Source organism: Rhizobium sp. S96, assembly GCF_030382195.1.
GTDB lineage: Bacteria > Pseudomonadota > Alphaproteobacteria > Rhizobiales > Rhizobiaceae > Rhizobium.
The window spans coordinates 284,793-310,567 of record NZ_JAUDRY010000004.1; the positions used below are offsets into that span (position 1 = coordinate 284,793).

Genomic DNA, 25,775 nt, shown 5'->3' on the forward strand with positions numbered 1-25,775 from the left:
GTGCTTAACCACAAAAAATAATGGAAACACTCGATGTCGGTCGATGCAAGCGCTCCTGTTATCAAGAATGAAGATAGTCCACGCGGCTTTGCGTTCGCGCTCGTGGCATACCTGTTATGGGGCTTTCTCCCCATCTACATGAAGGCGGTTGCCCATATTTCGCCGGCCGAAGTGATCGCACATCGCATCCTCTGGTCGCTTCCCATTGCCGGCCTGGTGTTGATCGCTCTCGGTCGGACACAGGATATCCGGTTGGCGCTGCGCTCGCCGCGGATGCTCGCGATGGCATCGCTGACGGCTGCGCTGATCACGATCAACTGGGGCACTTACGTCTGGGCGATTGGCGCCGGTCATTCGCTCGATGCGGCGCTCGGCTATTTCATCAACCCGCTCTTCAGCATTTTTCTTGGCGCGGTCGTGCTGAAGGAACGGCTTCGCCCCCTGCAAATCGCCGCAATTGCGCTCGCCGCGCTCGCAGTCGTCGTACTGGCGCTCGACAGCGGCGGCGTTCCATGGATTTCCATTACGCTGACCGTCTCCTGGGGTCTGTATGCCCTCTTCCGCAAGACGCTGCCGCTTGGTCCAAACCAGGGTTTTTTCCTTGAGGTGCTGATCCTCAGCGTCCCCGCCCTGTTCTACGTTCTCTATCTCGAGATCGGCGGCAGCGGGCACCTCTATCGCACGGGCTGGGCCGATACCGCGCTCCTGCTCGGCTGTGGTCTCATTACCGCGGTGCCGCTGATGATCTATGCCAACGGTGCGAAGCTGCTCAAGCTATCGACGATCGGCATCATGCAGTACATCGCACCGACGATGATCTTCCTGATCGCTGTCTTCGTCTTCAAGGAAGAGCTTGGGACTGCGCGCATGGTCGCCTTCCCGCTCATCTGGGCCGGGCTTTTTCTCTACACATGGTCGATGCTGCGAGGAAGCCGCGCGCAATAGCGCGCGGTCTTACATCTTCGAAATGACGGCTTCTTCGCCGTCACGGTCGGCGGAAGCAAGGTCTGCCGCACGTCCCATGATTGCCGGCACGATCTCGGACACGTCGTCGATCACCAGCGGCTGAACGCGGTGCGCCGTGTGCACGAAACCCTCATCCGTCATATGGCGCAGCAATTCCATCATCGGATCCCAGAAGCCGCCGACATTTGCGAATACCATCGGCTTCTCATGACGCCCAAGCTGGGCCCATGTCATGATCTCGATGATCTCCTCAAGCGTGCCGATCCCGCCTGGGAGTGCCACGAACGCATCCGAACGCTCGAACATCGCATGTTTGCGGGTGTGCATGTCAGGGGTTACAATAAGCTCGTTGAGCTGGCCCAGGGAGTGGCGCGTCGCTTCCATGTCGATCAGGAATTCCGGGATGATGCCGGTGACCTGACCACCGTTCGAAAGCACGCCGCTCGCGACCGCCCCCATGATGCCTTTGGTGCCTCCACCGTAGACGAGTCGCAGGCCGTAATCTGCGATCTCCTTGCCCAGCGCACGGCCGGCAGCCATGTGGCGCGGGTCACCGCCGGGACGTGAACCACAGTAAACACAGATGGAGCGAATGGAATGAGATTGATCTGTCATAGGGGCAAACAACTATTCTCTCTGCCTCTCGTCAAGAAAAATGACAGAAAAGCCGTGTCTTACATTTGTCGGGCTACTTTGACTGCTTGTGCAAAGCAGCGGGAATCGCTAGCAATTTTAGGAAGTCCGGCATACTCGCCGCCTGGGAGACCTGAATGATGAAAAACCGTGCCGGCTTGCTGGCCCTTGCAGTGCTCGTAATCGCAATTCTGTTGATGGTCTTTTTCGTCATGCCCCGCATTGGCGGGGATGCGGCGAAAGTCGGTGACGCAATCAACCAGGCTGGCTCCGAGGTCAAGAATACTGTTACCGAAGCGGCCAAGACGTCTCGCCCCGCGACGCCGGACGATGCCGCCACGACGCAAAAGCTTGGGACGCTGACCGCCGCAGCCGGACAGGCACTCAGCGAACTTAAGGCGCTCTTTGCCGATGGCAAGGGGCCGACCGAAGAGGTTTTTGGCGCGGCGAAATCCAAGGCGACGACATCGCTGCAGGCTCTTGTGGATTTTGCGGCTCCCGAAGGGACGAACCCGGTGACGGGCGCGGCAATCCAGAAGGCCAAAGACGGAGCCACAAAGGCGCTCGCGATCGTTCAGGCACTGCCTGAAAACATCGCGGATGCGGCTGCGGCGATCGCCAAGGCCGAGGCTGCTCTAACGGGCACCCCGGAACCGGCGGCGACCGCCGAGGGACAGCCGCAGGCTACGCCGGCACCGGCTACCGAGAACGCCGGCAACGCCGGCCCGAAGCTTCCGACATTTGACGTGCTGCGTGTCGAGCCCGACGGCTCGACGGTCATCGCAGGTTCCGGCGAACCGAACAGCAAGCTTGAGATCCTGGACGGCGACAAGGTCGTCACGACAACCGATGTCGGCCCGAGCGGCGACTTCGCTGCGGTCCTCGACAATCCGCTGGCGGCTGGCGACCACCAGATTGTGCTGCGCACGACCGGCAAGGATGGAAAGAGCACGACCTCCGAGGAAGTCGCGACCGTTTCCGTACCGACGGACGGCAAGACTTCGGAATTGCTGGCGATGGTTTCCAAGCCCGGTACGGCAAGCCGCATCATCACGGCGCCGACGGCTGGAGCCCCGGCTTCCGCCACCGCCCCCGCCGCTGATGCGACGGCAAACCAGACTGCGACTGCACCAACCGCTCCCGCTGCAGCTACGTCCGACGTTGCCAGCGCGCCGGCTGCCGCCGCACCGGCAACGGCCGATATCATGGTCAACGCCGTCGAGATCGAAGGCGACAAGATCTTTGTTGCCGGCACGGCAAAGCCCAACACCAACGTGGCTGCCTATGCGGACGACAAGCTGATCGGCAGGGCGAAGACGGGACCGGATGGTCATTTCGTCATCGATGGCGTCATGCCTCTCGCTGTCGGCGACCACAAGATCCGGGCCGATGCGCTCGACGACGCCGGTAAGGTCGCGGTTCGCGCCTCGGTCAACTTCAATCGTCCGGAAGGAAACCAGGTCACTGTCGCGGCACAGGGCGGTGCAAACAGCAACGGCACCGCATCGATGGTCACGCTCGACGAAGGTGCGCTCGGCAAGCTGAAGAACGATGCCACCAAGGCATTCGCTTTGCTCAGCGGACTGTTTGCGGATGGCAAGCTGCCGGAGACGGAACAGCTGGCAGCAGCTCGCTCGGCCAACGAGTTCGCTTTGCGCGCCATCATCGAGTTCCGCCCAGCCGCCGATGCGACTGCCGACGTCAAGCAGCAGGCCAACGCGGCTGCGGCCGCAGCGAACGAAGCGTTGAAGACGCTGCAGGCACTGCCGAAGGATGCGAAATCCGTTGGCGATGCACTTGGGCAGCTCAGCACATTGATTGCCAACCTGGCGCCTCCGGCCGCAGCTCCGGCTGCTCCGACGACGAACGAAATCGTCAGCAACGACGGCCAGCCGGCAACAATCGAGCAGGCCCCGCTGCAGGAGAGCAAGGAAACGGTGATCATCCGCCGGGGCGATACGCTTTGGCAGATCTCGCGCCGCGTCTATGGTCTTGGCGTTCGCTACACGACGATCTATGTCGCCAACGAAGACAAGATCAGCAATCCGGACCGCATTCTGCCTGGCCAGATCTTCGGCTTGCCGAAGGACGCCCTGCCAAATGCCGAAGAGCTGCATCGCAAGCGGCTCTCGGGCGAACATCTCTAAGCGACGATAAACAGGCGGCCGGGTGATTATGACACCCGGCCGCTCTTTTCCTGTCAGGCCAACATGTTGTAATGGTCCGGCCAACACCCCATTTGGCGGTGACGGCGATCATGTACGGCCAAGCTTCAGCTCCAAGCGCCGCTCTGCCCATTTGCCGACATCGCGACACGGCCAGAGCCCCTTGCGGGCCGGAGACACACATGGCTAACGGCAAGACAGTTTCAGAATCCAATCTGCTGCAAACGCTCTTCAATCTCTGGCCCTACATGTGGCCATCGGGTCGCTCCGATCTGAAGATGCGCGTGGTTTGGGCTTCGGTATTCCTGCTCGTTTCGAAGTTCGTCCTGCTGCTGGTCCCCTATTTCTTCAAGTGGTCGACCGATGCATTGAACGGCAAGATGGATCTGGCCGGCAAGTTGCCCGATCTGCTGGTTGGAGCGGTCGCGCTGGTGATCGCTTACAATCTTACCCGCCTCATCCAGCTTGGTCTCAACCAGCTGCGCGACGCATTGTTTGCCAGCGTTGGCCAGCATGCCGTGCGCCAGCTCGCCTATAAGACATTCGTGCACATGCACGAACTGTCGCTGCGCTTCCATCTGGAGCGCAAGACCGGCGGCCTCTCCCGCATCATCGAACGCGGCACGAAGGGCATCGAGACGATCGTGCGATTCACGATCCTGAACTCGGTTCCGACGCTGATCGAGTTCCTGCTGACAGCCGTGATCTTCTGGTGGGGCTACGGCTTCTCCTATCTTGCCGTCACCGCCTTCACGGTCTGGGCCTATATCTGGTTCACCATCCGCGCCAGCGACTGGCGCATCTCCATTCGCAAGGCGATGAATGACAGCGACACCGACGCCAATACCAAGGCGATCGACTCGCTCCTCAATTTCGAAACCGTGAAGTACTTCGGCAACGAGGAGATGGAGGCCAAGCGCTTCGATGCGTCGATGGCTCACTATGAGAAGGCAGCGACCAGCGTCTGGACCTCGCTGGGCTGGCTGAACTTCGGCCAGGGCGTGATCTTCGGCCTCGGAACGACCGTGATGCTGATCCTGTCGGCGCTCGCCGTTCAGCGCGGCGAGCAGACCGTGGGCGATTTCGTCTTCGTCAACGCCATGCTGCTGCAGCTCTCCGTGCCGTTGAACTTCATCGGCTTCGTCTACCGCGAAATCCGCCAGGGCCTGACCGACATCGAACAGATGTTCGACCTGCTCGAGGTACAGGCCGAGGTCAAGGACGCGCCGGACGCCGTTCCTCTCGACATCGGCCATGGCGCCATCTCGTTTCGCGACGTCCATTTCGCCTATGACGCCGCGCGCCCCATTCTCAAGGGGATTTCGTTCGACGTTCCTGCCGGCAAGACCGTGGCCGTCGTCGGCCCGTCCGGCGCCGGCAAATCGACGCTGTCGCGCCTGCTTTATCGTTTCTACGACATCCAAAGCGGCTCGATTACGGTCGACGGACAAGACATCCGCAACGTCACGCAGAAGAGCCTGAGAACCGCCATCGGGATGGTTCCGCAGGACACCGTGCTATTCAACGACACTGTCGCCTACAACATCCGCTACGGCAGGCCGGCCGCCGGCGATGCGGAGGTCAAGACCGCAGCCGAAATCGCGCAGATCGCCCACTTCATCGAGCTTCTGCCGGAAGGTTTCAACACCAAGGTCGGCGAGCGCGGGCTGAAGCTCTCCGGTGGTGAGAAGCAGCGTGTCGCGATTGCCCGCACCATATTGAAGGCACCGCCGATCCTGATCCTCGACGAAGCTACCTCGGCGCTCGACACGACCACCGAGCGCGAAATCCAGACGGCGCTGGACGTCGTTTCGAAGAACCGCACCACGCTCGTCATCGCCCACCGCCTGTCCACCGTCATCGGTGCCGACGAGATCATCGTTCTGAAGAGCGGCGAAATCGCCGAACGCGGGACGCACTCGGAACTGCTGCTGAAGAACGGCCTCTATGCATCGATGTGGAGCCGCCAGCGCGAAGCAACGCAGGCCGAGGAACATCTGAAGCAGGTGCGCGAGAGCGACGATATGGGCGTTGTGAACAGATTGGCGCCGGCTACCTGAGGCGAACCGCCAGTGGTCCCGGGCGTTTTGCTGTTCAGAACCCTGCCATAGATGTGCATGAGGGGGCGCCAGCATTGCCCCCGCCAAGGTTTCGCTGTAACCAGCGGATACGAAAACGCTAGGAGAGCGGCATACATGAGCTTGTTCAATACGGTTCGCAACACGATCGTTCCGGTGCACAAGGAAGGCTATCCCTTCATCGCCGCCTTCTTCGTCGCCTCCCTGATCCTTGGCTGGCTGTTCAAGCCTCTGTTCTGGATCGGCCTTATCCTGACCTTGTGGTGCGCCTATTTCTTCCGTGATCCGGAGCGCATGACGCCGCAGGACGACGACCTGGTGATATCGCCGGCAGACGGAAAGGTTTCTTCCGTTCAGATGGTCGTGCCGCCGGCGGAGCTCAATCTCGGCTCTGAACCGATGCTGCGCATCTCGGTCTTCATGAATGTCTTCAACTGCCATGTGAACCGCGCGCCGATGCGCGGCCGCATCGTCAGCGTCAACTATCGTTCCGGCAGTTTCGTCAACGCTGAACTGGACAAGGCGAGCGAAGACAACGAGCGCAATGGTCTCGTGATCGAAACCGCGCATGGCCAGATCGGCGTCGTGCAAATCGCAGGTCTCGTCGCACGCCGTATTCTCTGCTGGTCGAATGCGAACGAGCCGCTGGACGCCGGCGAACGCTTCGGTTTGATCCGCTTCGGCTCGCGCCTAGACGTCTTCCTTCCGGCAGGTGCCGCGCCGAGGGTCTCCCTCGGCCAGACGGCGATTGCCGGCGAGACAGTCCTGGCTGAATTCGGATCTGCCAAAGGACCAGTTGTCAGCCGTCGCAGCTAGTAACGATTGGAGCGCGACATGGAAACGCCCTTCCCGCCCTTCGAGCCAAATGGTCCGCCTGATGATTCGGCGCGCGGTCCCCGTCTCCGCGAGATCCCGCTTCGGCTGGTCGTTCCCAATCTCATAACCATCCTGGCGATCTGCGCCGGGCTGACTGGTATCCGTCTCGCATTCGAGAACCGCTATGAGCTCGCAGTCGGCATGGTGCTCCTGGCTGCGTTTCTCGACGGGATTGATGGTCGTGTCGCACGGCTGATGAAGGCGACGTCGAAATTCGGCGCGCAAATGGATTCGCTCGCCGATATCGTGAACTTCGGCGTGGCGCCTGCACTTGTCGTCTATGTCTTCGCCCTGGATCAGGCGCGCTCGATCGGTTGGATCGCAGCGCTGATTTACGCGATCGCGGCCGGGCTCCGGCTCGCTCGCTTCAATGTCATGTCCGAGCGCGAGAACAAGGCCTCGTGGCAATCGGAATATTTTGTCGGCGTGCCCGCCCCTGCCGGCGCCATGCTTGTGCTGCTGCCGGTCTATCTCGGCTTCCTCGGCTTCACCACCGACAAGACCTTCGGCTACCTTTCGGCGGCCTACACGGTCCTGATCGCTTTCCTTCTCATCAGCCGGCTTCCCGTCTGGTCGGGAAAATCAGAAGGCACGCGACTGCGGCGCGACCTCGTGCTGCCGATGATGCTCGGCGTCGTGCTCTACGTTGCGTTGCTTTCGAGCTTCACCTGGGAGGTCATGGTCGTGACTGCGGTCGTCTACCTGCTGACCCTGCCCTTCGGTGCCCGTAAGTGGAAACGCAAATACGGGACGCTGACGATAGAAGAGCCCGGCGTAGGCGAAGACGACATCGGACGCCACATCTAAATCTCCCATTCCTAGCGGGCGAAGGCTTGGCTCAAGGATCGCGAATTATGGTTTACAGACATAATTCCTGATGAGCCTTGCCTCCATTTTGTCGTTATTACAGACAAAAGAGCAATAATTATAAGAGTCTAGGGACAGCACGCGAGGAGAGTATTGTGACCCCGAAGAAGACAAGCGTCGAACAGCCGGTAAAGACCGACCTCAGCGCAAACTACCGCCCGCTCGGCCTCAAGGCCGTTCTTGCCGCAGCGCTGATGCTGAAGAGCAAGCCGACGCTGGTGAAGAAGATCGCCTGATCAGCCTGTCACGAGGCGCGCGCCCAGGCTGGTCGCGAGCAACGCCATGACGATGCCGATGAAGACATCGAGAACCCGCCACGCGGCGGGTTTCGCAAAAACCGGTTGCAGCAACCGCGCACCGTAGCCCAATCCAAAAAACCAGATGAACGATGCCAAGGCGGCGCCCGCGCCGAACGCCAGGCGACCGGCACCCTCGTAGCCGGCAGACAGGCTGCCGACGAGAACGACCGTGTCGAGATAGACGTGCGGGTTCAGGAATGTGAACGCCAGGCATGTCGCCACCGCGGCCTTTAGTCCGACGGCCTTGGGCGTTCCGGTTTGCAACGCGCCGGGATGAAGCGCCCGGCGAAACGCCAGAACGGCATAGGCTCCGAGAAACAGCATGCCGCCAAGGCTCGCGACCGACAGCAGGATCGGCGATCGCGAAACCAGCGTCCCGAGGCCAGCGACGCCAGCGGCGATCAGGACAGCATCCGACAGCGCGCAGATCAGGCAGAGCACGAAGACATGCGAGCGCAACAGGCCCTGGCGCAGAATGAAGGCATTCTGTGCGCCGATTGCGATGATGAGTGAAGCACCGAGGAAGAAGCCGGACAGCGCGGCCGAGATGGGAGGCATGAAATTTTCCGGGATGTAAAGAGGCGAAGATAGAGAATCAGAAGAAGCTGAGCTGGCCGTCGTCCGGCGTTTTCTTCCCTGCCGGCGACGGTGACTTATCGAGTGTCACCGGCGTCTGAAGATCCGCGCCCATGTTGGCCACCTTGTTGACCTTGTCTGATACCGGCACCGCCTCGAAGAAATCGTCTTCAACAGGGCGCATCAGATCCGCGACATCGCGCGGTTCCTGTGTCTTGCAGTCAAGCCAGCGGGAAAAATCCTCCGGCTTGATGACAACAGGCATGCGGTCGTGAATCGGCGCGATGGTCGCATTGGCAGCCGTCGTCAGGATCGCGCCGGTATCGACCTCCGACCCGTCGGCCGAAGACCATGTTTCCATCAGGCCGGCAAAGGCAACGATCCCGCCGTGGCGCGGCTTGATCCAATAGGGCTGGGATTTCTCGCCGGTCTGCTTGGAAGGCCGGTGCCATTCGTAAAAGCCGGAAGCTGGAACGAGCACCCGCCGATGGCGCATCGCCGCGCGGAACGACGCCTTGCCGATCGCAGTCTCAGCGCGCGCGTTGATCAGCAGTGGAAACTGCGTGGGGTCCTTCACCCAACCAGGGGTAAAGCCCCAGCGCACCAGCACGGCGCGGCGGTCCGGGCGATTGCTCCCCGGCTCCGACGGTTCGCCCGAGACGACGACCAGAATCGGCTGCGTCGGCGCGATGTTGAAGCGCGCGGGGAAATCCTCCAGGTCCAAAAGCCCCAGAACTTCCGCGAGCTCTTCCGGCGATACGTTCAGCGCAAAGCGTCCACACATAAGGTTTCTTTGCACCGGCTTTCCGTCCGGTCAAGGCTTCGTCAGCCCCTTGGCGCAAAGAGGATGACCGCGGTACCGCATAGGCAGATCAACGCGCCGCCAATATCCCATCGGTCCGGCACGCGGTTTTCAACCGACCAGAGCCAGACCAGCGAGGCGACGATGTAGATGCCGCCGTAGGCTGCAAAAGTGCGTCCCGCCGCCTCGCTGGGGATGAGCGTCAGCAGCCATGCAAAAAGCGCAAGCGACACCATGCCGGGAGCGAGCCACCACACTGGCTTGCCCATTCGCAGCCAAGCCCAGAAGGCGAAACAACCCGCAATCTCGAACAGAGCCGCCGCGGCATAGATGATATAAGTCACGAAGGCTCCCTCGAATCGCTTGGTCGTCACGGGATGAACAAGAGCGTAAGCGAGCACGGCCAACAACCGGCAATCACAAATCGGCGTCGTTCATGACTTCTCTTCCAAAGGCCGCCTCTTCGGGCATTCTGCAACGCGACGGACGATTTCTGCTGGTGCTCCGACGAAACCCGCCGTCGGCGGACATGTACGCTTTTCCGGGCGGACGCGCCGAGGCGGGAGAGACGCCGGCGGATACGGCCCTGCGCGAATTCGAGGAGGAGACCGGCATCCAGGCCCACAATCCCCGGCTCTTTGCGACCTATGACCTGAAGACTCATGCACCCGATGGAAGGCTCAGCAGCCACTTTTTCCTCTCGGTCTTCCGCGTTGAAGCGGACCACCAGGCGGTCGCGGTGGCCGCGGACGATGCGGCGGAAATCGGCTGGTTTACCCTCGATGAAATTCGCGGACTGCCGACACCGCAGAGCGTGCTGGAGTGCGCCGAACGATTGTCCGAGGAGGGTGAATAAGCAGTGGAAATCCGGTTGCGTGCCTTGTTCCGGCCATCTCCTGCGTATCAACTAAAGCTCATGATTCCCCTGCGTCGCGTGTTGATGTGTGTCGTTGTCTGCGCCGGTGCGGCCATGCCCGTTTGCGCGATGTCCCAGGGTCAAACAACGCCGGCAACTGCAGAGGAAGCTGCACCGAAATCGGTCCCTGCTCCTTATGACGACAAGCTCGCGCGCCTCGCCGAGGTGCTGGGTTCAGTGCATTATCTGCGAACGTTGTGCAAAGCCGAAAACAGCGATGAATGGCGTAGGGACATGCAGCAACTTCTTGATTCGGAAGCGAAAGACGAGCCTCAGCGGAAAGAGAAGCTCACGGCCGCTTTCAATCGAGGCTATCGCGCCTTTGCATCTGTTTATACGGATTGCACACAGGCGGCCATCGTGGCAGAAGAGCGCTACCGTAACGAAGGTGCAACACTCACCACAGAAATTACTTCGCGCTTCGGAAATTGACATTTAATTAACCTCTTTTCAGTCTCGGACGTGTCGTTTTGGGAAAAGGCTGATAGAGTTGTTAACTAGGCAGTAAGGCATGCAGTTTGAGGAAAAGACAATGGAACCAAGCCTCAATGACATCGACGACATGATCGTCCATGAGAAGACTCAGGCGGCCTTGGAGTACCATAATGAAGCCTGGGCCGACGGAATGGCCGACGGCATTGAACCCGAAATCATCGCTGATACGGCAATCATCCATGCCATCCGCGAAACCATTCGCCTTCATGGCGAGAATAGTGCCGAAGCTCTGCTGGATTCGTTGCGCGAGCGCATGCTGGCCGGTGAATTTTCTCCCAATCGCACCCTGCAATAATATTTTTACAGAGAGTTTCATGCGTACCGATAGAGACAATGCTTCGCGGCTCGCGATCGCGCCGCTTTTGCTTGCAATCAGTGTCGGTACCGGCAGTTTCGTGACCGCAACGTCGGCGTTCGCACTCTCCGAACTGCACAAGACTCCCGGTCTTTCAGACAATTCGACGCCTGCTCAGGGCGGAACCGACAAGCCGGCTGCTTCGCCGGCGTCCCCATCGGGCATCCCGGCGCCGAGCCCGCTCGTCGACAAGACAAATGGGCAGAGTTCGGATACCACTCCCGGCTCACAGGACAATTCCAAGCCGGTCGAAGTCATCTACGACATCAGCAAGGTTCCGGAACCGGTTCGCCGCATGCGCCAGCAGATTGTCGAGGCGGCAGCGTCGGGTGATCTTGAGCGGCTGCGCCCTCTCCTCGGGACAGGCGCAAGCCAGACCCAGGTGACGGTCGGCGAGCCGACCGATGATCCGATCAGCGCGCTCAAGGACCTGTCCGGTGACCCGGATGGCGACGAAATTCTGGCGATCATGCTCGACATCATCTCGACCGGATTCGTTCATGTCGGCCAAGGCACGTCTGAAGACATGTATGTATGGCCGTACTTCGCCCAAAAGGATCTCAAGACGCTGACCCCACCTGAGAGGGTGGAACTGCTTCGGATCGTCACCGCGGGCGACCTTTCCGACATGCAGGAGTTCGGCGGCTACAATTTCTACCGGCTCGGCATCACCGCCGACGGGAGATGGAAGTATTTTACCGCAGGCGACTGATGCTTGCGATCCTGTCGTCAAAGACATACTTCTGAGCCATGACAACGCGACAGGTGACACTATGCCAGCCGTATTCCTGAGAGACCGCGCGCTCATTCGCGTGAGCGGCGTCGAAGCTCAGTCTTTCCTACAGAATTTGATTACCACGGATATCGTTTCCCTTGGCGCTGACGAAGCACGCCCGGGTGCGCTGCTGACGCCGCAGGGGAAGATCCTGTTCGACTTCATGATCTGGCGGGATGGCGACGACTTCGTCATCGAAGCCGACGACGGGCAGCGCGACGCCCTCATCAAGCGGTTGACCATGTACAAGCTACGAGCTGTCGTGAGCTTTTCCGCTGAAGGCAGTGGCGTAACGGTTTCCTGGGACGGGGAACGCGAGGCAGGCTGGAAAGATAGCCGTTTTGCCAAGGCCGGCATCACCGTTCGCAGGGAACCTGGCGAGCACGGAAAAAACGAGCAGATCGCCTATGCCGCCCTGCGCGCAGCGAATGGCGTTGCCGTTTCTGGCGCGGACTACGCGTTGCAGGACGCCTTTCCACATGACGTCCTGATGGATCTGAATGGTGGTCTTTCCTTCAAGAAGGGGTGCTATGTCGGCCAGGAAGTCGTGTCGCGTATGCAGCATCGCGGTACGGCGCGGCGGCGGGTCGTCACGGTTACAGGCCACGATCTGCCAGCCGCCGGAACTGAGATAACGGCCGCGGGCAAGCCTGTCGGTTTGCTCGGCTCGGTCGCCGGTGACACTGGTCTCGCCATCGTTCGTATCGATCGCGCTGGAGAAGCCATGGCACTCGGCACCCAGCTTCTTGCTGGCGAAACGCCGGTGACGCTGGCCTTGCCCGCCTGGTCCGGACTCGTCTTCCCATCGACGACGGATGAGGCCAGCGCTTGACCGCAAAGGTACCGCGCGCTTGGCAGCGCATGCTTTCGGGGAGACGGCTCGACCTGCTCGACCCGTCGCCGCTCGACGTCGAAGTCGGCGATATCGCCCACGGTCTGGCGCGCGTGGCTCGATGGAACGGCCAGACATCAGGAGACCATGCGTTCTCCGTCGCGCAACACAGCCTTGTCGTTGAGTATATTTTCCGGCAGCTGGGCGAAGCCACGCCCGACCAATGCCTGATGGCCTTGCTGCACGACGCCCCGGAATATGTCATCGGAGACATGATCTCGCCCTTCAAATCCGTGGTCGGCGGCGGCTACAAGGTGGTCGAGAAGCGCCTGGAAGCGGCTGTGCATCTGCGCTTCGGACTTCCGCCACACGCGTCGCGGGAGCTGAAAGACAAGATAAAGAAAGCGGACACGATCGCTGCCTATTTCGAGGCGACCGAGCTTGCCGGCTTCAGCGCGTCGGAGGGGCAGAAATTCTTCGGCCAACCGCGCGGCATTACCAAGGAGATGCTGCTGATCACCCCCCTGCCCGCGACCGAGGCCCAGCGCCTGTTCTGCGAGCGGTTCGACGCGATCGACGCCATGCGGACCGGCAAGCCATGACCACGATCGTCGTGGCGCCGCTGGCTCGCATCGCGGAAATGGCCGTAAGGCATCGTTCTCGCGAGATGATCAGCCTGATGGCGAAGGAGCAGGCATTCCACCGCCCCGCAGTCATCCAGGCTAAACGTCACCTGCTGCTCCACATGAACGACATCGCCTTCAAGGGAACGGGTAACCTCGTGGCACCCGATGAAAGTCATGTTGGCCAGATCGTCGACTTCGCCAGGAGCTGGGATCAGAGTGCGCCACTGCTGATCCATTGCTGGATGGGCGTTTCCCGATCGCCTGCAGCCGCGCTGATCAGTGCACTTGCGGTGGAGCCGGATCAGGACGACGAGGTGCTTGCCCGCCGGCTTCGGGCCGTGTCTCCCTATGCGACCCCAAACGCACGATTGATTGAATTCGCTGACGACATCCTCGGGCGCAACGGCAGGCTTGTTGCGGCCGTGCGCTCCATTGGACGCGGTGCCGATGCCGACGGCAACGCGCCCTTCACCCTGCCGTTGACGGATCGTGCCTAAGCCGTCGTCACTTTATCACGCCGCATGACAGCCTCTCGCCCGCGCCGCCGGCAGGCTGGCTGCGGTAGTCGTCCGAATTGGCATGGATCATCAGGGCACGCCCGCGGATCCCGTCTTTCTTTCCGTCGAGAGAGACCATGCCATTAAAGACTTGAGCTCTCAGCACCCCATCCTGACCGACATATTGGTTGGGCATGTCACCGGCGTGGGGGCCGCTCGCGGCCAGCAGACCATGCTCGGCCGAAGTAGGATTGAAGTGCTTGCCAGCGGATTCGTGATGTGTCGCCGCATCGCATTTGCCGGTTTCGTGCACATGAAAGGCAACCCACTTGTTCGCGGGAAGCCCCGAGACTTCGACCTCGATCAGGACGCCACCGCCTGCCGCTGCGGTCAGCGATGCCCGTCCATCTTCCTTACCGTCCTTGCCGACGAAGTTTGCGATCGCGGTCTGTCGGTCCTGTGCAGCCGCGACACCAGCGACTGCGATGGCAGCGATAGCAATGCACGATAGCATTTTCATGTGAGCGCCCTCCTTCCCCTTTGCTCTTCAAACGCTTGAGAGCCGAACGCGTTCCCGGGAAGGCTGTAAAGAAAAAGCCGGCCAATCGGCCGGCTTTGGTAACGAACAGGTCGCGTCCAATCAGGATGCAATATCCAGATCGTACTGGCCGTAGGTATTCTGATAGACACTGTTCGTCGTGTCGTCGGTATCCTGCGAAAAGAAATCCACGCTACCAACCGACCGGCTCCCCATCATGAAAGACAGGACGCCGTTGGAGAGCTTGGGCGACACTTCCTGCGAGGCATCGTTTTCGCTCAACTGCTTTAGAATTCCGGGCTTCTCATCAGCCGCGCGCTCGCTACGGCTCAACATGCCGTCGCCATTTGTGTCCAGTCTCGAGAGAGTTGCGAGATACGCATAGGACGTATCGGCAACTGATGAAACACGGCTCATACAAACCTCCGTCCACCGGCTAACCGGTGATGTTTGTACGCAATACGAAAAAAGAAAAATCACTACAGAACGGCGGATAAACTGATTTGCGCAGCACGTCAATAAGTTGTTAACGGCTCATTAATCATCATTGACAAACTGTTGCATTTTGCACCGCACCCCTCGCCAGCAAGGTCGAATGCTTTTGTTTTCATTGATTTTTCACGACAGCGCGACCGACCCCAAAATATAGCCACGCGATATATTTGCGGCGATGCAACCGAATGTTAATTCCGTCATGGGAGTGTCGCCGTCTATTGCTTCCGCAGCCTTTTACTATGGAATGTTAAGTCAGCCGTTTTGGAAGTTTCAGGATTTTCCTTGCATGCCTGCCACGCCGCATCGAGATCGCACACTGCATCGGAAGGCTCGCCGAGATGCCTGAGAACGCATCCGCGAAATCCGCGGTGAACTTCGATCCAAGGCCGCCAGAGGCATTCGCGGAGTTCGGCGCGGCCGCTCCCATCGAACTGGACGATTGGCGTTACTCCTCGCTTCTGAACAACGACACGCTGAAAGCCGCGCTTCTTTCCATCCACAATGACCTTGACCAGCAACGACGGCTCTTTGACGTCGTCCTGACCAATCTTCCGCTTGGTCTCAGCGTCTTCGATGCCGAACAGAAGCTGATCGTTGCCAACCCACGTTTCAGGCAACTGTTCGGCTTCGGCGAAGACGAGGCTGCCCCCGGAACGCCGATCAGCTCCCTGATCGCAAGAATTCGAGGCGCAGAGACACCCGGCGCGCAAGCGAGCGCCAAGCATCGGGACATCATCTCCGACGGCGGGCGTATTCGTCGCCGCGAATGGACGATGAACGATGGGCGCATCATCCAAAGCGTCGTGACGATCCTGTCCGATGGCAGCAATATTTCGATCCACGCCGACATCACAGACGAACGGAAAGCAGCCGAGCGGATCGCTTATCTCGCCCATCATGACCCGCTCACCGGATTGCCCAACCGCATCAGCTTTCGTGAGAAGATCGATGCCGCGCTCGCATCGCGGCAGCCGGACGAACACATTGCCCTCGTCCATCTCAATCTCGACCGGTTCAAATCCGTCAACAACACGATGGGCGTTTCAGCCGGCGACAAAATCCTCCGGCAGGTCGCCGAGCGGCTGCGGCTTTCGGCCGGCGCCGGCAATACGCTCGCTCGCCTGGGCTCCGACGAGTTTGCAATCCTCCAATGCGGCCGCCAGCAGCCGTGGAACGTCACGGCGCTCGCCGAACAGATCCGACGCGAGCTCTCAGAACCATTCTTCCGCGGGGACAAGGCTGTCGAGCTCAGCGTCTCGATGGGCGTAGCGATAAGCCCCGAGGACGGGATGGATACCGACGTTCTCCTGAAGCACGCGGGCGTTGCGCTCGCTCATGCCAAGGCTGATGGCCCGCAGGGAGAGCGCTTCTTCACGGCGGAAATGGAAGCCAAGATCAATGCACGGCATGCGCTTGAAGGCGACCTGCGAAAGGCAGTCCAGAACGAGGAGTTCGAGCTCCACTATCAGCCGCTCTACGATCTCACCGAACGGCGTATCTGCGGGTTTGAGGCACTAATCCGCTGGAACCACCCGACGCGGGGCCGCGTGCCGCCCATGGAATTCATTCCGCTGGCAGAGGAAGTCGGCCTCGTCGTCGATATCGGACGCTGGGTTCTGAAGCGCGCTTGCCTCGACGCGACACGGTGGCCGGAAGACATAAAGGTGGCCGTCAACGTCTCACCGATCCAGTTCACAAACAGCGATCTGCCAAGCGATATCAGAGATGCGCTGGATGCCTCCGGGCTCCCGCCTGCCCGACTGGAAGTCGAGATCACAGAGAGCGTGCTCATGGAGAACCGGGCTGTGGCCCTGCCGATCCTGCACGCCATCAAGCAGCATGGTATCCGGATCGCGATGGACGACTTCGGCACCGGCTATTCGTCGCTGAGCTATCTCAGCAGCTTTCCGTTCGACAAGATCAAGATCGACAAGTCGTTCGTCACCGGCATCGTCGAAAATCGAGAGGCGTTTGCCATCATGCGCGCCATCATCCTGCTTGGCAGCGCGCTCGGAATGCGCGTCACGGTCGAGGGCGTCGAGACCGCCGAACAGCTGGCGCTTCTGGAGCGCGAAGCCTGCAACGAGATTCAGGGATACCACATCAGCGCGCCACGCCCCGCCGCAGACGTTCCCCATCTGCTCGAACAGACGTTCGGAAAGGCCGCCGCGCCCCGCTCCTGATTGCGACTCGCGGTCCCGGGCTCTAAGGAGAAGGACACGACTCCGGAGCCCATGATGTTCGACGCCAAAGCCTTCTCTCCGTTCGAGACGCTCGCCTCTCAGCTGGTGCCTTATTCGCACGAGGGCGATGACGGTTCCCACGACCTCGCGCACATTCTGCGCGTCTTCAAGAACGCAATGCGGATACAAGCCAGCGAAGGCGGAGATGTGAGGATTCTTACCGCCGCCGTGCTGCTGCATGATTGCGTTGCCGTAGAGAAAAGCTCACCGCTTCGGGCGCAGGCTTCGGCCCTCGCGGCGGAAAAGGCGGCGGGTGTGCTGGCCGACTTCGGCTGGAGCCCCGGCGACATCGAAGCTGTTTCCCATGCCATCGTGACGCACAGCTTTTCGGCAAACATTCAGCCGGAAACCCTCGAGGCCAGGATCCTGCAGGATGCGGACAGGCTCGATGCGATCGGCATGGTGGGCGCCGCGCGATGCTTCTACATCGCCGGCCGCATGTCCTCCTCGCTATATGATCCATTCGATCCTTCCGGCAGTGATCGACCGCTTGACGATCGTCGCTACGCCATCGACCATTTCCAGACCAAGCTTTTCAAGCTGGCGGATGGTTTCAAGACGAACGCCGGTCGGGCATTGGCCGGTGAACGGGACAAGAGGCTCCGCGATTTTCTCGTAGCCTTCATGGACGAAATCTAGGAGCAGCGAATGCGCGTCAGCAACCTCTTTATCTACCCGCTCAAGAGCGGCCGAGGCATTGCCCTACCCTCAACGGCGATCGATGCCTTCGGCCTGCCGGGAGATCGGCGCGCGATGATCACAGCCCCAGACGGGCATTTCATCACGCAGCGTGAATTGCCGGCGCTCGCTCAAATCGAGACGAGACCGGAGGCGTCTGTTTTCCGGTTGCTGATGGACGGGCAGGAAATTGCCGTGCCGCCTCCCGAGGCCGGAAAGCGGATGGACGTCTCGATCTGGAAAACGATCGTCAACGCGGCGGTGGCTGATGATACGACGAACGAGACGCTTTCGGGCTGGCTCGGTCGCGAAGTGAGGCTCGTTTTCTTCGATCGGGATGCCAAGCGTACGGCGAGCGCCGAATGGGCCGGTGACGGCACACCGGTGACCTTCGCCGACGGCTATCAGATCCTGGTGACAACGACCGGGTCACTGAAGGCGTTGAACGCCGATCTGGAAGCGCATGGCGAAGGAAGCGTCGGCATGGATCGCTTTCGCCCGAACATCGTGATCGACACTGATGAAGCATGGCCTGAGGATCGCTGGGCCGCCATCGAAATCGCCGGTATCCGCTTCGACCTCGTGAAGCCGTGCGCGCGTTGTATCATGACCACCCAAGACCAGATAACAGGGTCGCGCGAGGTTCCGAACCCGATGCCCGCCATGGGTCGGATCCGGATGTCGGCGGACCGGCGCGTCCCCGGCCCGCTGTTTGGTTGGAACGTCACGCCGCGAGCATCAGGGCATGTCAGCTGCGGCGATCAGGTGACGGTGATCGAGGAGAGACCAGAGGGTTGGGCCTTCAAGACCCGCCGGGCATAGCCCTGCGGCGTCAGGCCCGCCCAAGCACCTCGTCGATCTCGCGCATCACCTCATTGGGCAAGGCGCCCTTGTCCAATGCGCCGGCGTTTTCCTCGACCTGTGCGACCGTGCGAAAACCCGGGATCGGAAACGTCCGGGACGACCGCGCCCACAGCCACGCCAACGCGCCTTGCGTCAACGTCCTGCCGCCCGACATCAGCAGATCGCGCACAGCATCCAGGCGCGCGGCAAACTCGGGCGCAATGCGGCCATCCTTGAAATAGACCATCCACTCCAGGCTCGCGCCGCGCACATCCTTCGGGCCCACAGCCGTATCTGCGGCAAATTTGCCGCTCAGCAGCCCCATGGCCAGGGGACCACGATTGATCGACAGCAGCCCATGTCGCTCGATGACCGAGACAATCTCGTCCGCCGGCTCGAAGACGTTCATCGTGTGCTGCACAGAGACGAAACCGGGGCGCTGGGCATGTCGGGCGGCACGATCAGCGTAGTCGGTGCTCCAGCCGAAAGCGTCGATCTTGCCTGTTTCCCGCAGGAGGCCCAACGTTTCGAAAACCTCGTCGGATTGCGCCAACGGAAAATCGTTCAGGTGAAACTGCAGGAGATCGATGCGCTCGCGTCTCAGCCGTCGCAGCGATGTTTCCACGGATTGGCGGATGAATGCGGGATCCGCAAATGCGCCGGTCGCCTGCTTGGTCGCCTCATCGGTGGCAAAGCCGAACTTGGTGGCGATGATGATGTCATCCCGATTGCCGATCGCACGACCGACAATCTCTTCGGAATGCCCTGCCCCGTAGTTCGACGCCGTGTCGAAAAAACTGATGCCGAGCGCCACGGCGCGGTCGATCGCCGCAATCGACTCATTGTCGTCGACGTCACCCCATCCGAGCGGCGTATCGCCAGCGTAAAAAGGACCGCCGATCGCCCAGCAGCCCATGCCCAGCCTCGGTATGTCGCGCCCGTTCCAGAGCTTGATCGTAGTGTCCAAATCCGGCTTCGTCAGCATCGCCTATCTCCTCCGCGAAATTCCTGTCGCAGATAAGTGGGCCGGCCACACCGGTAAAGGCCTGGAAATTGCAGGATGTTTTGCAGCCGTGAAAAACAGCGGTCAGGCAGACAGATCGCCAGCCGCTCGTGCAGGCTCCTTCAGAGCCTTCAACGCCGCCTGAACGAAGCCTTCGCGCGCGGCGCCCACCTCCATCCCGCGAGGTTCATAGACATGGCGGTGGAGAAAGAAGCCAGTCAGCCTGAACGCTTCGGCCAGGCTTTCCAAATCGGCTGCGCGGCTTTGCTCGACGCTGAGAAACGGCGGCAAGGCAAACATCTTGTCGGCCCATGGGGCGCCGGCACTGCGGCTGACTGCTCTCCCCGACTTCGGCGAGACATAGGCAAGATCGGATCGGGCGCCCGTTGCCGCACATTCGGCAAGGTCCAGACCGAAGCCGAGATCGTTCAGGACGGCCAGTTCGAAACGCACAAACAGTTCGCCAGCATCGACCGGGTTATGGAGATTCTCGAGAATGACCTCCAACGCCTCGAACAGATGCGGGTGCGGATCCCGTTCGGGCAGAAGGCGCAGAAGCGCACCCATTGCCTGGACACCGTAAACGGCGGTCGCGGTTTCCATCAGCCGCGCTGCACGCAATGTCAAAGGTTCGATGCGGAACTCGCCGAGGTGCTCGTCAAGGCGCGCACGCCACGTCGCATCCACTTCATTGCCGGGCTGCAGGACGGGCTGCATCGCTCGCGAGCGGCCGGAACGCACCATGCCGAGATGGCGCCCGCGCTCGCGCGTCATCACCTCGACGATGACGCTTGTCTCGCCGTGGCGTTTGACACCAAGAATGATCGCTCGATCCTGCCACTGCATCGAAAACTGAACCTCAAGCCCGCGATTCCATTCTAGCGGAACGGGGCCGGTCTGTCATGAAATGGGCTCAGATCTCGGGCAGGAAAAACCGCTGGAGAAATGTGCGCATCCCGGTCTCGTCGAAGGGCTTCACCAGCAACGGCATGTCCCTGAGGTCTTCAGGAAAATCTTCCGTGTCGGAATAGCCGCTGACAAAGCCGAAGGGAATATTGGCGCCGGCGAGATAGCGGGCGAAATCAAAGCTCATGACTTCGCCGAGATTGACGTCCAGCAGCGCAAAATCATAGCGCTCGGCCCTGACCGCTTCCATCGCCGGGTCAAGGCTGCTGAAAATGCTGACAGTCTCCACGCCAACGGTCCGAAGAATATCCTCGGCTTCCATTGCAATGATCAGGCTGTCTTCCAGAAGCAGAACACGACCCGCCTTCATGGTGCATAGGTCCTTGGGTGAGCGCCACATGTGTTGCGCATCCTGTCTTTGGCCCACTTATTCAATCCTGACGCCCCATCTCATTGGCCGGACAGCACATGCCATCCCTGCTTGCATAGCCGTTTTTTCCGTCCCGGTCGATAAGGAGGAAATCGGCAGAACGATGAGGATAGGTCTAGAGCCGAAAAATTGCATTTAAATATGACATACCGGCGGGTGCTTTACAGGAAGGGCCGGTGTCTTTCGTCCAATCCTTCCCAGCCCGCGACCTCAGCCAGCGCATCGCCGTCCAGCACTTCGCAGGTGCGCTCCTGCCAGCGGATCAATCCCTGTTTCGCGAGCTTTTTCAATGTCTTGTTGGTATGAACTATGGAAAGACCGAGTGTATCGGCAACGTGTTGCTGCGTAATGGGTATCGCATTGTGGCCATTGAACAATTTCAATTGCCTCGCCCGCTGAAACAAAAAAGCAATCAGATAGGCGGATCGCTCGATTGCGGTGCGGCGGCCTATGCTGAGGAGATGCTCGTCGAGCATTCGCTCCTCTTGCGCGGCCATCCAGGTAATGTCGAACGCCAACGACGGATGGTTGCCGTAAAGCGTCATCAGCTTGTCGCGCTCGAACACGCAGAGCGAGATCGGCGACAGAGCCTCTACGGAATGTTGCATCTCGCCCATGATCGTCCCCTGAAGGCCGATCAGATCGCCGGGCATCACGTAGTTCAGGATCTGGCGACGTCCATCTTCAAGCGCCTTGTAGCGAAACCCCCAGCCTGAGAGGACGGTATAGAGATGCGCGCTATGGGCACCCTCCACCAGGATCGTGGCACCGGCATCCGCGGCCAGTTCACCCGTCTTGAACTTCGCGACGAACTCGATCTCTTCACGGGTGAATTCCCTGAAATGCGACAGAGCGCGCAACGGACAGCGCTCACAGGGTGTCTTAAACGAATGAGTAGGTTTTATTGTCGCCATGCCTATCAGGTGCCCCGAGACGGCGCCCCAACAAGGCAGCGCCGCTCTCTTAAACACGCGGCGCAGCACTTCGTTCCACAGGTCCCTCAACAACCAAGGGATTGCAGCGGCGGGCAGGCACCCGCCAGTCTGTCAGTGCGGGAAATCCAGACCCATTTCGCGGAACCGCTCGGGGTCGTCGCCCCAGTTCTCGCGGACCTTGACGAACAGGAACAGATGGACCGGCTGCTCGAGAATTTCGGAAAGCTCCCGGCGTGAGGCGGAAGAAATAGCCTTGATCGTCTCGCCGCCCTTGCCGAGCGCGATCTTCTTCTGGCTATCGCGCTCGACGTAGATCACCTGCTCGATGCGAACCGAGCCATCCTTGCGCTCTTCCCACTTTTCCGTCTCGACATGCGAGGAATAGGGCAGCTCCTGATGCAGGCGAAGGAACAGCTTTTCGCGGGTGATTTCCGCTGCCAGCTGGCGCATGGGCAGATCGGAGATCTGATCTTCGGGGTAGTACCAGGGACCTTCTGGCAGGGTCCTTGCCAGATAGTCCATCACGTCATCGCAACCGGAGCCATTCTCGGCCGAGATCATAAACGTCTGGTCGAATGCGATCTTCTCGTTCGCGGCAGACGCCAGCGCGAGAAGGTCCTCGCGCCGGACGCGATCGATCTTGTTGAGAACCAGGATCTTGCGCTGCGGAACGTCCTTGAGACCCTCCAGGATCGCCTCGGCATCGCCGCGAAGCCCGCGTTCGCTGTCGATGAGCAGCATGATAACGTCGGCATCCTTGGCACCGCCCCAGGCGGATGTCACCATTGCGCGGTCAAGGCGGCGGCGCGGCTTGAAGATACCGGGTGTATCCATGAAGACGATCTGGGCATTGTCATGGATGGCAATGCCGCGAACGACGGCGCGCGTGGTCTGCACCTTGTGGCTGACGATCGACACCTTGGCGCCGACCAGGCGATTAAGCAGCGTCGATTTACCGGCGTTCGTCGGCCCGATCAGGGCGACGAAGCCGGAATGCGTCGGGCCAGCTGGTTCTGCGGCGCTATCCGCGATATCGTGTTCTTCGGTCATTGTCCCTGTCAATTTCCGGCAGCTGATTTCTGCCAAATTCCTTCGCGTTCAAGCATCTTCGTGGCGGCCACCTGTTCGGCGGCACGCTTGGAGCGCTCGACACCTGTTTCCGGCTTCACGCCGGCAACTTCGACGGTCACCGTAAAGCGCGGATCATGATCCGGTCCGGTGCGTTCTTCAACCCGGTAGTTTGGCGTCACGCCGAATTTGGCGTGCGACCATTCCTGCAATTCCGTCTTGGCGTCGCGGCGGGCGCCATCGGCCCGAACGGCGCGCTTTTCCCAGTATTTCAGGATGAAACGCCGCGCCACCTCAAGGCCACCGTCGAGATAGACGGCTGCAATCAGACTTTCGACCACGTCGGCGCGCACATTCATCATCCGCTTGCCGGTGAGCTTCTTCACATCGGCGCCGGTGCGGATGAACAGATGAAGCCCGAGCTCGTCGGCAACCTCAGCACACATCTCGGCGCTGACAAGCTGGTTCAGGCGGACAGACAGTTCGCCTTCCGCCGCCGCTCCGAAGGTGCGGAAAAGCAATTCGGCGACACAGAGCCCAAGCACCCTGTCGCCGAGAAATTCCAAGCGTTCGTAGTTGGCACCTTTTTGAGTACGGGCACTGGCATGCGTCAGTGCCCGATCAAGGCGCTCCTTCTGGGCGAACTCGTGACCGATAAGCGCTTCCAGCCTCGTTCGGTCCGCCGTCGAGAGCGTCTGCGCCTTGCTCATTCAACGCCCTTAAACAGGCGGTCCCAACGCATGTTGGCTGGCCACTTCCAGATTTCACGGAAGGACGTGTCGTTGCCGAGCGAGAAGAAGATGACGCTGGCGCGGCCGACAAGATTTTCCGCCGGAACGAAACCGACGTCGAAGCGGCTGTCGAGCGAGTTGTCACGGTTGTCGCCCATCATGAAGTAATGACCTTCGGGGACGATGAACTCGCGGGTGTTGTCACCACGAGAAACCGGCGACTGGTCGAGCGTGTCGTAGCTGACGCCATTGTCGAGCGTTTCGCGGAACACCGGCACGTCCTGGCCAGGATCCTGCGCGTAGTCCGAATTGAACGTACCGTCCGGCACCTTCGGAACAGGCTTGCCGTTCACATAGAGCACGCCTTCCGTCACCTGAATGTGATCGCCCGGCAGGCCGACCAGACGCTTGATATAGTCAATCTCAGGATTCGGCGGGAAGCGGAACACGACGATGTCACCGCGCTTGGGTTCGCTGGCGAAGATGCGTCCGCTGAACAGGTTCGGAGAGAACGGCAGCGAGTACTTCGAATAGCCGTAAGCGAACTTGTTGACGAAGATGTAGTCGCCGACAAGCAATGTCGGCATCATCGAGCCGGAAGGGATAGTGAACGGCTGAAAGAACACCGTGCGGATCACCATGGCCAAAATCAACGCCTGAACGATGACCTTGATGTTTTCCCAGAGGGCATTCGGCTTGGTTTCAACTTTTTCGGACACGCAGTTTTGTTCCTTCAGGGCACCTTCACAGGCGCAACTTTTATTTGGTTCTCTGTAGCGGCTTCGACCGATTGCGGCAATGGCGCGAACATTAAAAGCGACGACTGGTCGCTGATCACGCGCTCACCGGCAGGGCCTCTATGATGACGAAAGCCTGAGCAAGGGGATAATCATCCGTAATTGTCAAATGAATGGCGGCGCGATGCCCCTGCGGCAACATGGCCTGCAGGATCTCCCCTGCCCCGCCGGTTAGGACCATCGTCGGCTTGCCGCTCGGCAAATTGACAACGCCCATATCCTTCCAGAAGACACCTTGTGCGATGCCCGTGCCCAGCGCCTTGGAGCAGGCCTCCTTGGCGGCGAAGCGCTTGGCATAGGAAGCGGCGCGATTGGCACGCCGATCGGATTTCGCGCGCTCAATCTCGGTGAAGCACCGGTTGGTGAAGCGCTCGCCAAATCGCTCGATGGACTTCTCGACACGGCGGATGTCAATGAGGTCGCTGCCGATACCGATGATCATACGGTTTCCTGAACGGGTTCTGCCATTCGCAGGCGAGCGCGCTCAAGCAGGCGCGTGCGGCGGCGGCTCTGAAACCCTTTGACGGTGTAGAAGGTCGCGAAATAGATGACGACAGACGACAGAAGTGCGGGGGGAATAGAGCCAACGAGCATTGGCTCGAGAACAGGCCGCCAGAGCTCGGTGAAATGGAGCTCGTGGAACAGGGCAGCAAGGTCGACCGATTGGCCGTTCATAGTGTCCTTGCGGCTCAACAGCAGATGGCCGATTTCCCAGGTCGTCCCCCAGATGAAGGGATAGGTCAGCGGGTTTCCAAAGGCCGCGCAACCAAGTGCCGCGGCCACCATGTTTCCTGCGAACAGATAGCTAAGGATGAACGCCATCACAAAGTGGACGCCAATGAACGGTGTCCAGGAGACGAATATTCCGGCCGCCACGCCCATGGCAACAGCATGCGGCGAGGCTCTCAGCCTCAAAACACGCATTACAAGATATCGCGCTGGCCGCATAAAACCCTTGCGCGGCCACAGCAGCTCACGCAACTTTTCACGAAATCCAGCAGGTCTTCGACGTCGGAACAACATGGCGCGTATGTAGTGCAAGGCGCACGGGCATGACAAGAGCGTCAAACCACCTCAGTCATTATTTGATTAGCGCCGACTGAGTATTCACCAGGGCGCGGCATGAGATGCGCCCCTTACATTCTTCAAGTATAGACCCGATATTAGCGGGTACGGAACAGACCACGGTCAACCTGACGCTGGCGATATTCCAGATCAATACGGTCAAACGAGCCGTTCAGATATGCCAATTCGCGGTCTTCAGCGCTCGGAGCGCGCAGGGCACGGGCGAACTTCTTGATCGGTGTAAACATTTGCTTGCCTCATCTTCGTTTCATTTTCCGATGACCA

32 protein-coding genes are annotated in these 25,775 nt (G+C 60.2%); 16 read left to right on the plus strand and 16 right to left on the minus strand.

Features of this window, described 5'->3' with window-relative positions; all coding sequences use genetic code 11:
- Nucleotides 1-33: 33 nt before the first annotated feature.
- A complete protein-coding gene (rarD, locus tag QTL94_RS06225; protein ID WP_289800927.1) occupies nt 34-945 on the plus strand; it encodes an EamA family transporter RarD in 912 nt (303 codons plus the stop codon).
- Nucleotides 946-954: 9 nt separating this feature from the next.
- Here the strand turns inward: rarD and QTL94_RS06230 are convergent, their stop codons facing one another.
- Complete coding sequence (locus tag QTL94_RS06230) at nt 955-1,581, minus strand: LOG family protein (RefSeq protein ID WP_113521654.1); 627 nt, start codon at nt 1,579-1,581, stop codon at nt 955-957.
- 155 nt (nt 1,582-1,736) lie between these two features.
- On the opposite strand from QTL94_RS06230, the gene QTL94_RS06235 reads away from it, so the two are divergent.
- From QTL94_RS06235 to QTL94_RS06255, 5 genes are all read left to right on the plus strand, one after another.
- Nucleotides 1,737-3,746: a LysM peptidoglycan-binding domain-containing protein gene (locus tag QTL94_RS06235; RefSeq protein WP_289800928.1), complete on the plus strand. Its 2,010-nt coding sequence runs from the start codon at nt 1,737-1,739 to the stop codon at nt 3,744-3,746.
- Between the two features lie 200 nt (nt 3,747-3,946).
- Nucleotides 3,947-5,824, plus strand: a complete 1,878-nt coding sequence (locus tag QTL94_RS06240; RefSeq protein WP_065690005.1) for an ABCB family ABC transporter ATP-binding protein/permease — start codon at nt 3,947-3,949, stop codon at nt 5,822-5,824.
- Between the two features lie 57 nt (nt 5,825-5,881).
- Nucleotides 5,882-6,658, plus strand: a complete 777-nt coding sequence (locus tag QTL94_RS06245; protein WP_275078372.1) for a phosphatidylserine decarboxylase — start codon at nt 5,882-5,884, stop codon at nt 6,656-6,658.
- A gap of 18 nt (nt 6,659-6,676) precedes the next feature.
- Nucleotides 6,677-7,525, plus strand: a complete 849-nt coding sequence (pssA, locus tag QTL94_RS06250) for a CDP-diacylglycerol--serine O-phosphatidyltransferase (protein ID WP_065690003.1) — start codon at nt 6,677-6,679, stop codon at nt 7,523-7,525.
- A gap of 155 nt (nt 7,526-7,680) precedes the next feature.
- On the plus strand, nt 7,681-7,821 hold the full coding sequence (locus QTL94_RS06255; RefSeq protein WP_289800929.1) for a hypothetical protein: 141 nt from the start codon (nt 7,681-7,683) through the stop codon (nt 7,819-7,821).
- Here QTL94_RS06255 and QTL94_RS06260 read toward each other — a convergent pair whose 3' ends face one another.
- From QTL94_RS06260 to QTL94_RS06270, 3 genes are read right to left on the minus strand one after another with little or no spacing between them, the layout of a single operon-like run.
- Entirely contained in the window at nt 7,822-8,442 is a 621-nt protein-coding gene (locus QTL94_RS06260) for a LysE/ArgO family amino acid transporter (RefSeq protein ID WP_289800930.1), read from the minus strand. It abuts the gene before it with no gap.
- A 37-nt stretch (nt 8,443-8,479) separates the two neighbouring features.
- A complete protein-coding gene (locus QTL94_RS06265; RefSeq protein WP_289800931.1) occupies nt 8,480-9,244 on the minus strand; it encodes an SOS response-associated peptidase in 765 nt (254 codons plus the stop codon).
- A gap of 41 nt (nt 9,245-9,285) precedes the next feature.
- Nucleotides 9,286-9,606 carry a YnfA family protein gene (locus QTL94_RS06270; RefSeq protein WP_289800932.1) on the minus strand — a complete coding sequence of 107 codons (321 nt, stop codon included), beginning with the start codon at nt 9,604-9,606 and terminating at the stop codon, nt 9,286-9,288.
- Between the two features lie 92 nt (nt 9,607-9,698).
- On the opposite strand from QTL94_RS06270, the gene QTL94_RS06275 reads away from it, so the two are divergent.
- The 7 genes from QTL94_RS06275 (at nt 9,699) to QTL94_RS06305 (ending at nt 13,758) form a co-directional block, all read left to right on the plus strand.
- Nucleotides 9,699-10,118, plus strand: coding sequence for an NUDIX hydrolase (locus QTL94_RS06275; protein WP_289800933.1), 420 nt, complete (start codon nt 9,699-9,701; stop codon nt 10,116-10,118).
- Between the two features lie 60 nt (nt 10,119-10,178).
- A complete protein-coding gene (locus QTL94_RS06280; protein WP_289801061.1) occupies nt 10,179-10,610 on the plus strand; it encodes a TIGR02301 family protein in 432 nt (143 codons plus the stop codon).
- A 100-nt stretch (nt 10,611-10,710) separates the two neighbouring features.
- Complete coding sequence (locus QTL94_RS06285; protein WP_065690277.1) at nt 10,711-10,968, plus strand: hypothetical protein; 258 nt, start codon at nt 10,711-10,713, stop codon at nt 10,966-10,968.
- Between the two features lie 19 nt (nt 10,969-10,987).
- The gene (locus QTL94_RS06290) at nt 10,988-11,740 is read left to right on the plus strand and encodes a hypothetical protein (RefSeq protein ID WP_065689998.1); all 753 of its coding nucleotides are present in this window, start codon (nt 10,988-10,990) and stop codon (nt 11,738-11,740) included.
- A 61-nt stretch (nt 11,741-11,801) separates the two neighbouring features.
- Nucleotides 11,802-12,635, plus strand: a complete 834-nt coding sequence (ygfZ, locus tag QTL94_RS06295; RefSeq protein WP_289800934.1) for a CAF17-like 4Fe-4S cluster assembly/insertion protein YgfZ — start codon at nt 11,802-11,804, stop codon at nt 12,633-12,635.
- A 29-nt stretch (nt 12,636-12,664) separates the two neighbouring features.
- Nucleotides 12,665-13,237, plus strand: coding sequence for a YfbR-like 5'-deoxynucleotidase (locus tag QTL94_RS06300; protein WP_289801062.1), 573 nt, complete (start codon nt 12,665-12,667; stop codon nt 13,235-13,237).
- A complete protein-coding gene (locus QTL94_RS06305) occupies nt 13,234-13,758 on the plus strand; it encodes a tyrosine phosphatase family protein (protein WP_289800935.1) in 525 nt (174 codons plus the stop codon). Before QTL94_RS06300 ends, QTL94_RS06305 begins: the two co-directional genes overlap by 4 nt.
- Nucleotides 13,759-13,765: 7 nt before the next feature.
- Here the strand turns inward: QTL94_RS06305 and QTL94_RS06310 are convergent, their stop codons facing one another.
- A complete protein-coding gene (locus QTL94_RS06310; protein ID WP_289800936.1) occupies nt 13,766-14,278 on the minus strand; it encodes a superoxide dismutase family protein in 513 nt (170 codons plus the stop codon).
- Between the two features lie 120 nt (nt 14,279-14,398).
- A complete protein-coding gene (locus tag QTL94_RS06315; protein WP_113521643.1) occupies nt 14,399-14,713 on the minus strand; it encodes a hypothetical protein in 315 nt (104 codons plus the stop codon).
- 416 nt (nt 14,714-15,129) lie between these two features.
- Here QTL94_RS06315 and QTL94_RS06320 point away from each other — a divergent pair, with 416 nt between their 5' ends.
- The 3 genes from QTL94_RS06320 to QTL94_RS06330 are packed head-to-tail and all read left to right on the plus strand — an operon-like array spanning nt 15,130 to nt 18,534.
- Complete coding sequence (locus tag QTL94_RS06320) at nt 15,130-16,974, plus strand: putative bifunctional diguanylate cyclase/phosphodiesterase (RefSeq protein ID WP_289800937.1); 1,845 nt, start codon at nt 15,130-15,132, stop codon at nt 16,972-16,974.
- A gap of 54 nt (nt 16,975-17,028) precedes the next feature.
- On the plus strand, nt 17,029-17,673 hold the full coding sequence (locus QTL94_RS06325) for an HD domain-containing protein (protein ID WP_289800938.1): 645 nt from the start codon (nt 17,029-17,031) through the stop codon (nt 17,671-17,673).
- Between the two features lie 9 nt (nt 17,674-17,682).
- Nucleotides 17,683-18,534, plus strand: coding sequence for an MOSC domain-containing protein (locus tag QTL94_RS06330; RefSeq protein WP_065689992.1), 852 nt, complete (start codon nt 17,683-17,685; stop codon nt 18,532-18,534).
- Between the two features lie 10 nt (nt 18,535-18,544).
- Here the strand turns inward: QTL94_RS06330 and QTL94_RS06335 are convergent, their stop codons facing one another.
- From QTL94_RS06335 to QTL94_RS06380, 10 genes are all read right to left on the minus strand, one after another.
- On the minus strand, nt 18,545-19,540 hold the full coding sequence (locus QTL94_RS06335) for an aldo/keto reductase (protein ID WP_289800939.1): 996 nt from the start codon (nt 19,538-19,540) through the stop codon (nt 18,545-18,547).
- A 102-nt stretch (nt 19,541-19,642) separates the two neighbouring features.
- Nucleotides 19,643-20,404, minus strand: a complete 762-nt coding sequence (gene recO / locus QTL94_RS06340) for a DNA repair protein RecO (RefSeq protein ID WP_065689990.1) — start codon at nt 20,402-20,404, stop codon at nt 19,643-19,645.
- A gap of 67 nt (nt 20,405-20,471) precedes the next feature.
- Nucleotides 20,472-20,864 carry a response regulator gene (locus QTL94_RS06345; protein ID WP_342587877.1) on the minus strand — a complete coding sequence of 131 codons (393 nt, stop codon included), beginning with the start codon at nt 20,862-20,864 and terminating at the stop codon, nt 20,472-20,474.
- Nucleotides 20,865-21,055: 191 nt separating this feature from the next.
- On the minus strand, nt 21,056-21,808 hold the full coding sequence (locus tag QTL94_RS06350; RefSeq protein ID WP_065689988.1) for a Crp/Fnr family transcriptional regulator: 753 nt from the start codon (nt 21,806-21,808) through the stop codon (nt 21,056-21,058).
- 132 nt (nt 21,809-21,940) lie between these two features.
- Nucleotides 21,941-22,879, minus strand: a complete 939-nt coding sequence (gene era / locus QTL94_RS06355) for a GTPase Era (protein ID WP_065689987.1) — start codon at nt 22,877-22,879, stop codon at nt 21,941-21,943.
- Nucleotides 22,880-22,887: 8 nt separating this feature from the next.
- A complete protein-coding gene (rnc, locus tag QTL94_RS06360; RefSeq protein WP_065689986.1) occupies nt 22,888-23,607 on the minus strand; it encodes a ribonuclease III in 720 nt (239 codons plus the stop codon).
- Nucleotides 23,604-24,347: a signal peptidase I gene (gene lepB, locus QTL94_RS06365; protein ID WP_065689985.1), complete on the minus strand. Its 744-nt coding sequence runs from the start codon at nt 24,345-24,347 to the stop codon at nt 23,604-23,606. Before lepB ends, rnc begins: the two co-directional genes overlap by 4 nt.
- Nucleotides 24,348-24,462: 115 nt before the next feature.
- A complete protein-coding gene (gene acpS, locus QTL94_RS06370; protein WP_065689984.1) occupies nt 24,463-24,867 on the minus strand; it encodes a holo-ACP synthase in 405 nt (134 codons plus the stop codon).
- Nucleotides 24,864-25,448 (minus strand): DUF2062 domain-containing protein, encoded by a 585-nt coding sequence (locus tag QTL94_RS06375; protein ID WP_065690274.1) that lies wholly within the window; start codon nt 25,446-25,448, stop codon nt 24,864-24,866. Before QTL94_RS06375 ends, acpS begins: the two co-directional genes overlap by 4 nt.
- Before the next feature lie 140 nt (nt 25,449-25,588).
- A complete protein-coding gene (locus tag QTL94_RS06380) occupies nt 25,589-25,738 on the minus strand; it encodes a DUF3563 family protein (protein ID WP_065689983.1) in 150 nt (49 codons plus the stop codon).
- Nucleotides 25,739-25,775 lie beyond the last annotated feature (37 nt).

What these genes read in the sequence shown, in the direction of transcription:
- rarD (WP_289800927.1), top strand. Translation starts at nt 34, where the DNA reads ATGTCGGTCGATGCAAGCGCTCCTGTTATCAAGAATGAAGATAGTCCA.
- QTL94_RS06230 (WP_113521654.1), bottom strand. Translation starts at nt 1,581, where the DNA reads ATGACAGATCAATCTCATTCCATTCGCTCCATCTGTGTTTACTGTGGT.
- QTL94_RS06235 (WP_289800928.1), top strand. Translation starts at nt 1,737, where the DNA reads ATGATGAAAAACCGTGCCGGCTTGCTGGCCCTTGCAGTGCTCGTAATC.
- QTL94_RS06240 (WP_065690005.1), top strand. Translation starts at nt 3,947, where the DNA reads ATGGCTAACGGCAAGACAGTTTCAGAATCCAATCTGCTGCAAACGCTC.
- QTL94_RS06245 (WP_275078372.1), top strand. Translation starts at nt 5,882, where the DNA reads ATGAGGGGGCGCCAGCATTGCCCCCGCCAAGGTTTCGCTGTAACCAGC.
- pssA (WP_065690003.1), top strand. Translation starts at nt 6,677, where the DNA reads ATGGAAACGCCCTTCCCGCCCTTCGAGCCAAATGGTCCGCCTGATGAT.
- QTL94_RS06260 (WP_289800930.1), bottom strand. Translation starts at nt 8,442, where the DNA reads ATGCCTCCCATCTCGGCCGCGCTGTCCGGCTTCTTCCTCGGTGCTTCA.
- QTL94_RS06265 (WP_289800931.1), bottom strand. Translation starts at nt 9,244, where the DNA reads ATGTGTGGACGCTTTGCGCTGAACGTATCGCCGGAAGAGCTCGCGGAA.
- QTL94_RS06275 (WP_289800933.1), top strand. Translation starts at nt 9,699, where the DNA reads ATGACTTCTCTTCCAAAGGCCGCCTCTTCGGGCATTCTGCAACGCGAC.
- QTL94_RS06280 (WP_289801061.1), top strand. Translation starts at nt 10,179, where the DNA reads ATGATTCCCCTGCGTCGCGTGTTGATGTGTGTCGTTGTCTGCGCCGGT.
- QTL94_RS06285 (WP_065690277.1), top strand. Translation starts at nt 10,711, where the DNA reads ATGGAACCAAGCCTCAATGACATCGACGACATGATCGTCCATGAGAAG.
- QTL94_RS06290 (WP_065689998.1), top strand. Translation starts at nt 10,988, where the DNA reads ATGCGTACCGATAGAGACAATGCTTCGCGGCTCGCGATCGCGCCGCTT.
- ygfZ (WP_289800934.1), top strand. Translation starts at nt 11,802, where the DNA reads ATGCCAGCCGTATTCCTGAGAGACCGCGCGCTCATTCGCGTGAGCGGC.
- QTL94_RS06300 (WP_289801062.1), top strand. Translation starts at nt 12,665, where the DNA reads ATGCTTTCGGGGAGACGGCTCGACCTGCTCGACCCGTCGCCGCTCGAC.
- QTL94_RS06305 (WP_289800935.1), top strand. Translation starts at nt 13,234, where the DNA reads ATGACCACGATCGTCGTGGCGCCGCTGGCTCGCATCGCGGAAATGGCC.
- QTL94_RS06310 (WP_289800936.1), bottom strand. Translation starts at nt 14,278, where the DNA reads ATGAAAATGCTATCGTGCATTGCTATCGCTGCCATCGCAGTCGCTGGT.
- QTL94_RS06315 (WP_113521643.1), bottom strand. Translation starts at nt 14,713, where the DNA reads ATGAGCCGTGTTTCATCAGTTGCCGATACGTCCTATGCGTATCTCGCA.
- QTL94_RS06320 (WP_289800937.1), top strand. Translation starts at nt 15,130, where the DNA reads ATGCCTGAGAACGCATCCGCGAAATCCGCGGTGAACTTCGATCCAAGG.
- QTL94_RS06325 (WP_289800938.1), top strand. Translation starts at nt 17,029, where the DNA reads ATGTTCGACGCCAAAGCCTTCTCTCCGTTCGAGACGCTCGCCTCTCAG.
- QTL94_RS06330 (WP_065689992.1), top strand. Translation starts at nt 17,683, where the DNA reads ATGCGCGTCAGCAACCTCTTTATCTACCCGCTCAAGAGCGGCCGAGGC.
- QTL94_RS06335 (WP_289800939.1), bottom strand. Translation starts at nt 19,540, where the DNA reads ATGCTGACGAAGCCGGATTTGGACACTACGATCAAGCTCTGGAACGGG.
- recO (WP_065689990.1), bottom strand. Translation starts at nt 20,404, where the DNA reads ATGCAGTGGCAGGATCGAGCGATCATTCTTGGTGTCAAACGCCACGGC.
- QTL94_RS06345 (WP_342587877.1), bottom strand. Translation starts at nt 20,864, where the DNA reads ATGTGGCGCTCACCCAAGGACCTATGCACCATGAAGGCGGGTCGTGTT.
- QTL94_RS06350 (WP_065689988.1), bottom strand. Translation starts at nt 21,808, where the DNA reads ATGGCGACAATAAAACCTACTCATTCGTTTAAGACACCCTGTGAGCGC.
- era (WP_065689987.1), bottom strand. Translation starts at nt 22,879, where the DNA reads ATGACCGAAGAACACGATATCGCGGATAGCGCCGCAGAACCAGCTGGC.
- rnc (WP_065689986.1), bottom strand. Translation starts at nt 23,607, where the DNA reads ATGAGCAAGGCGCAGACGCTCTCGACGGCGGACCGAACGAGGCTGGAA.
- acpS (WP_065689984.1), bottom strand. Translation starts at nt 24,867, where the DNA reads ATGATCATCGGTATCGGCAGCGACCTCATTGACATCCGCCGTGTCGAG.
- QTL94_RS06375 (WP_065690274.1), bottom strand. Translation starts at nt 25,448, where the DNA reads ATGTTGTTCCGACGTCGAAGACCTGCTGGATTTCGTGAAAAGTTGCGT.
- QTL94_RS06380 (WP_065689983.1), bottom strand. Translation starts at nt 25,738, where the DNA reads ATGTTTACACCGATCAAGAAGTTCGCCCGTGCCCTGCGCGCTCCGAGC.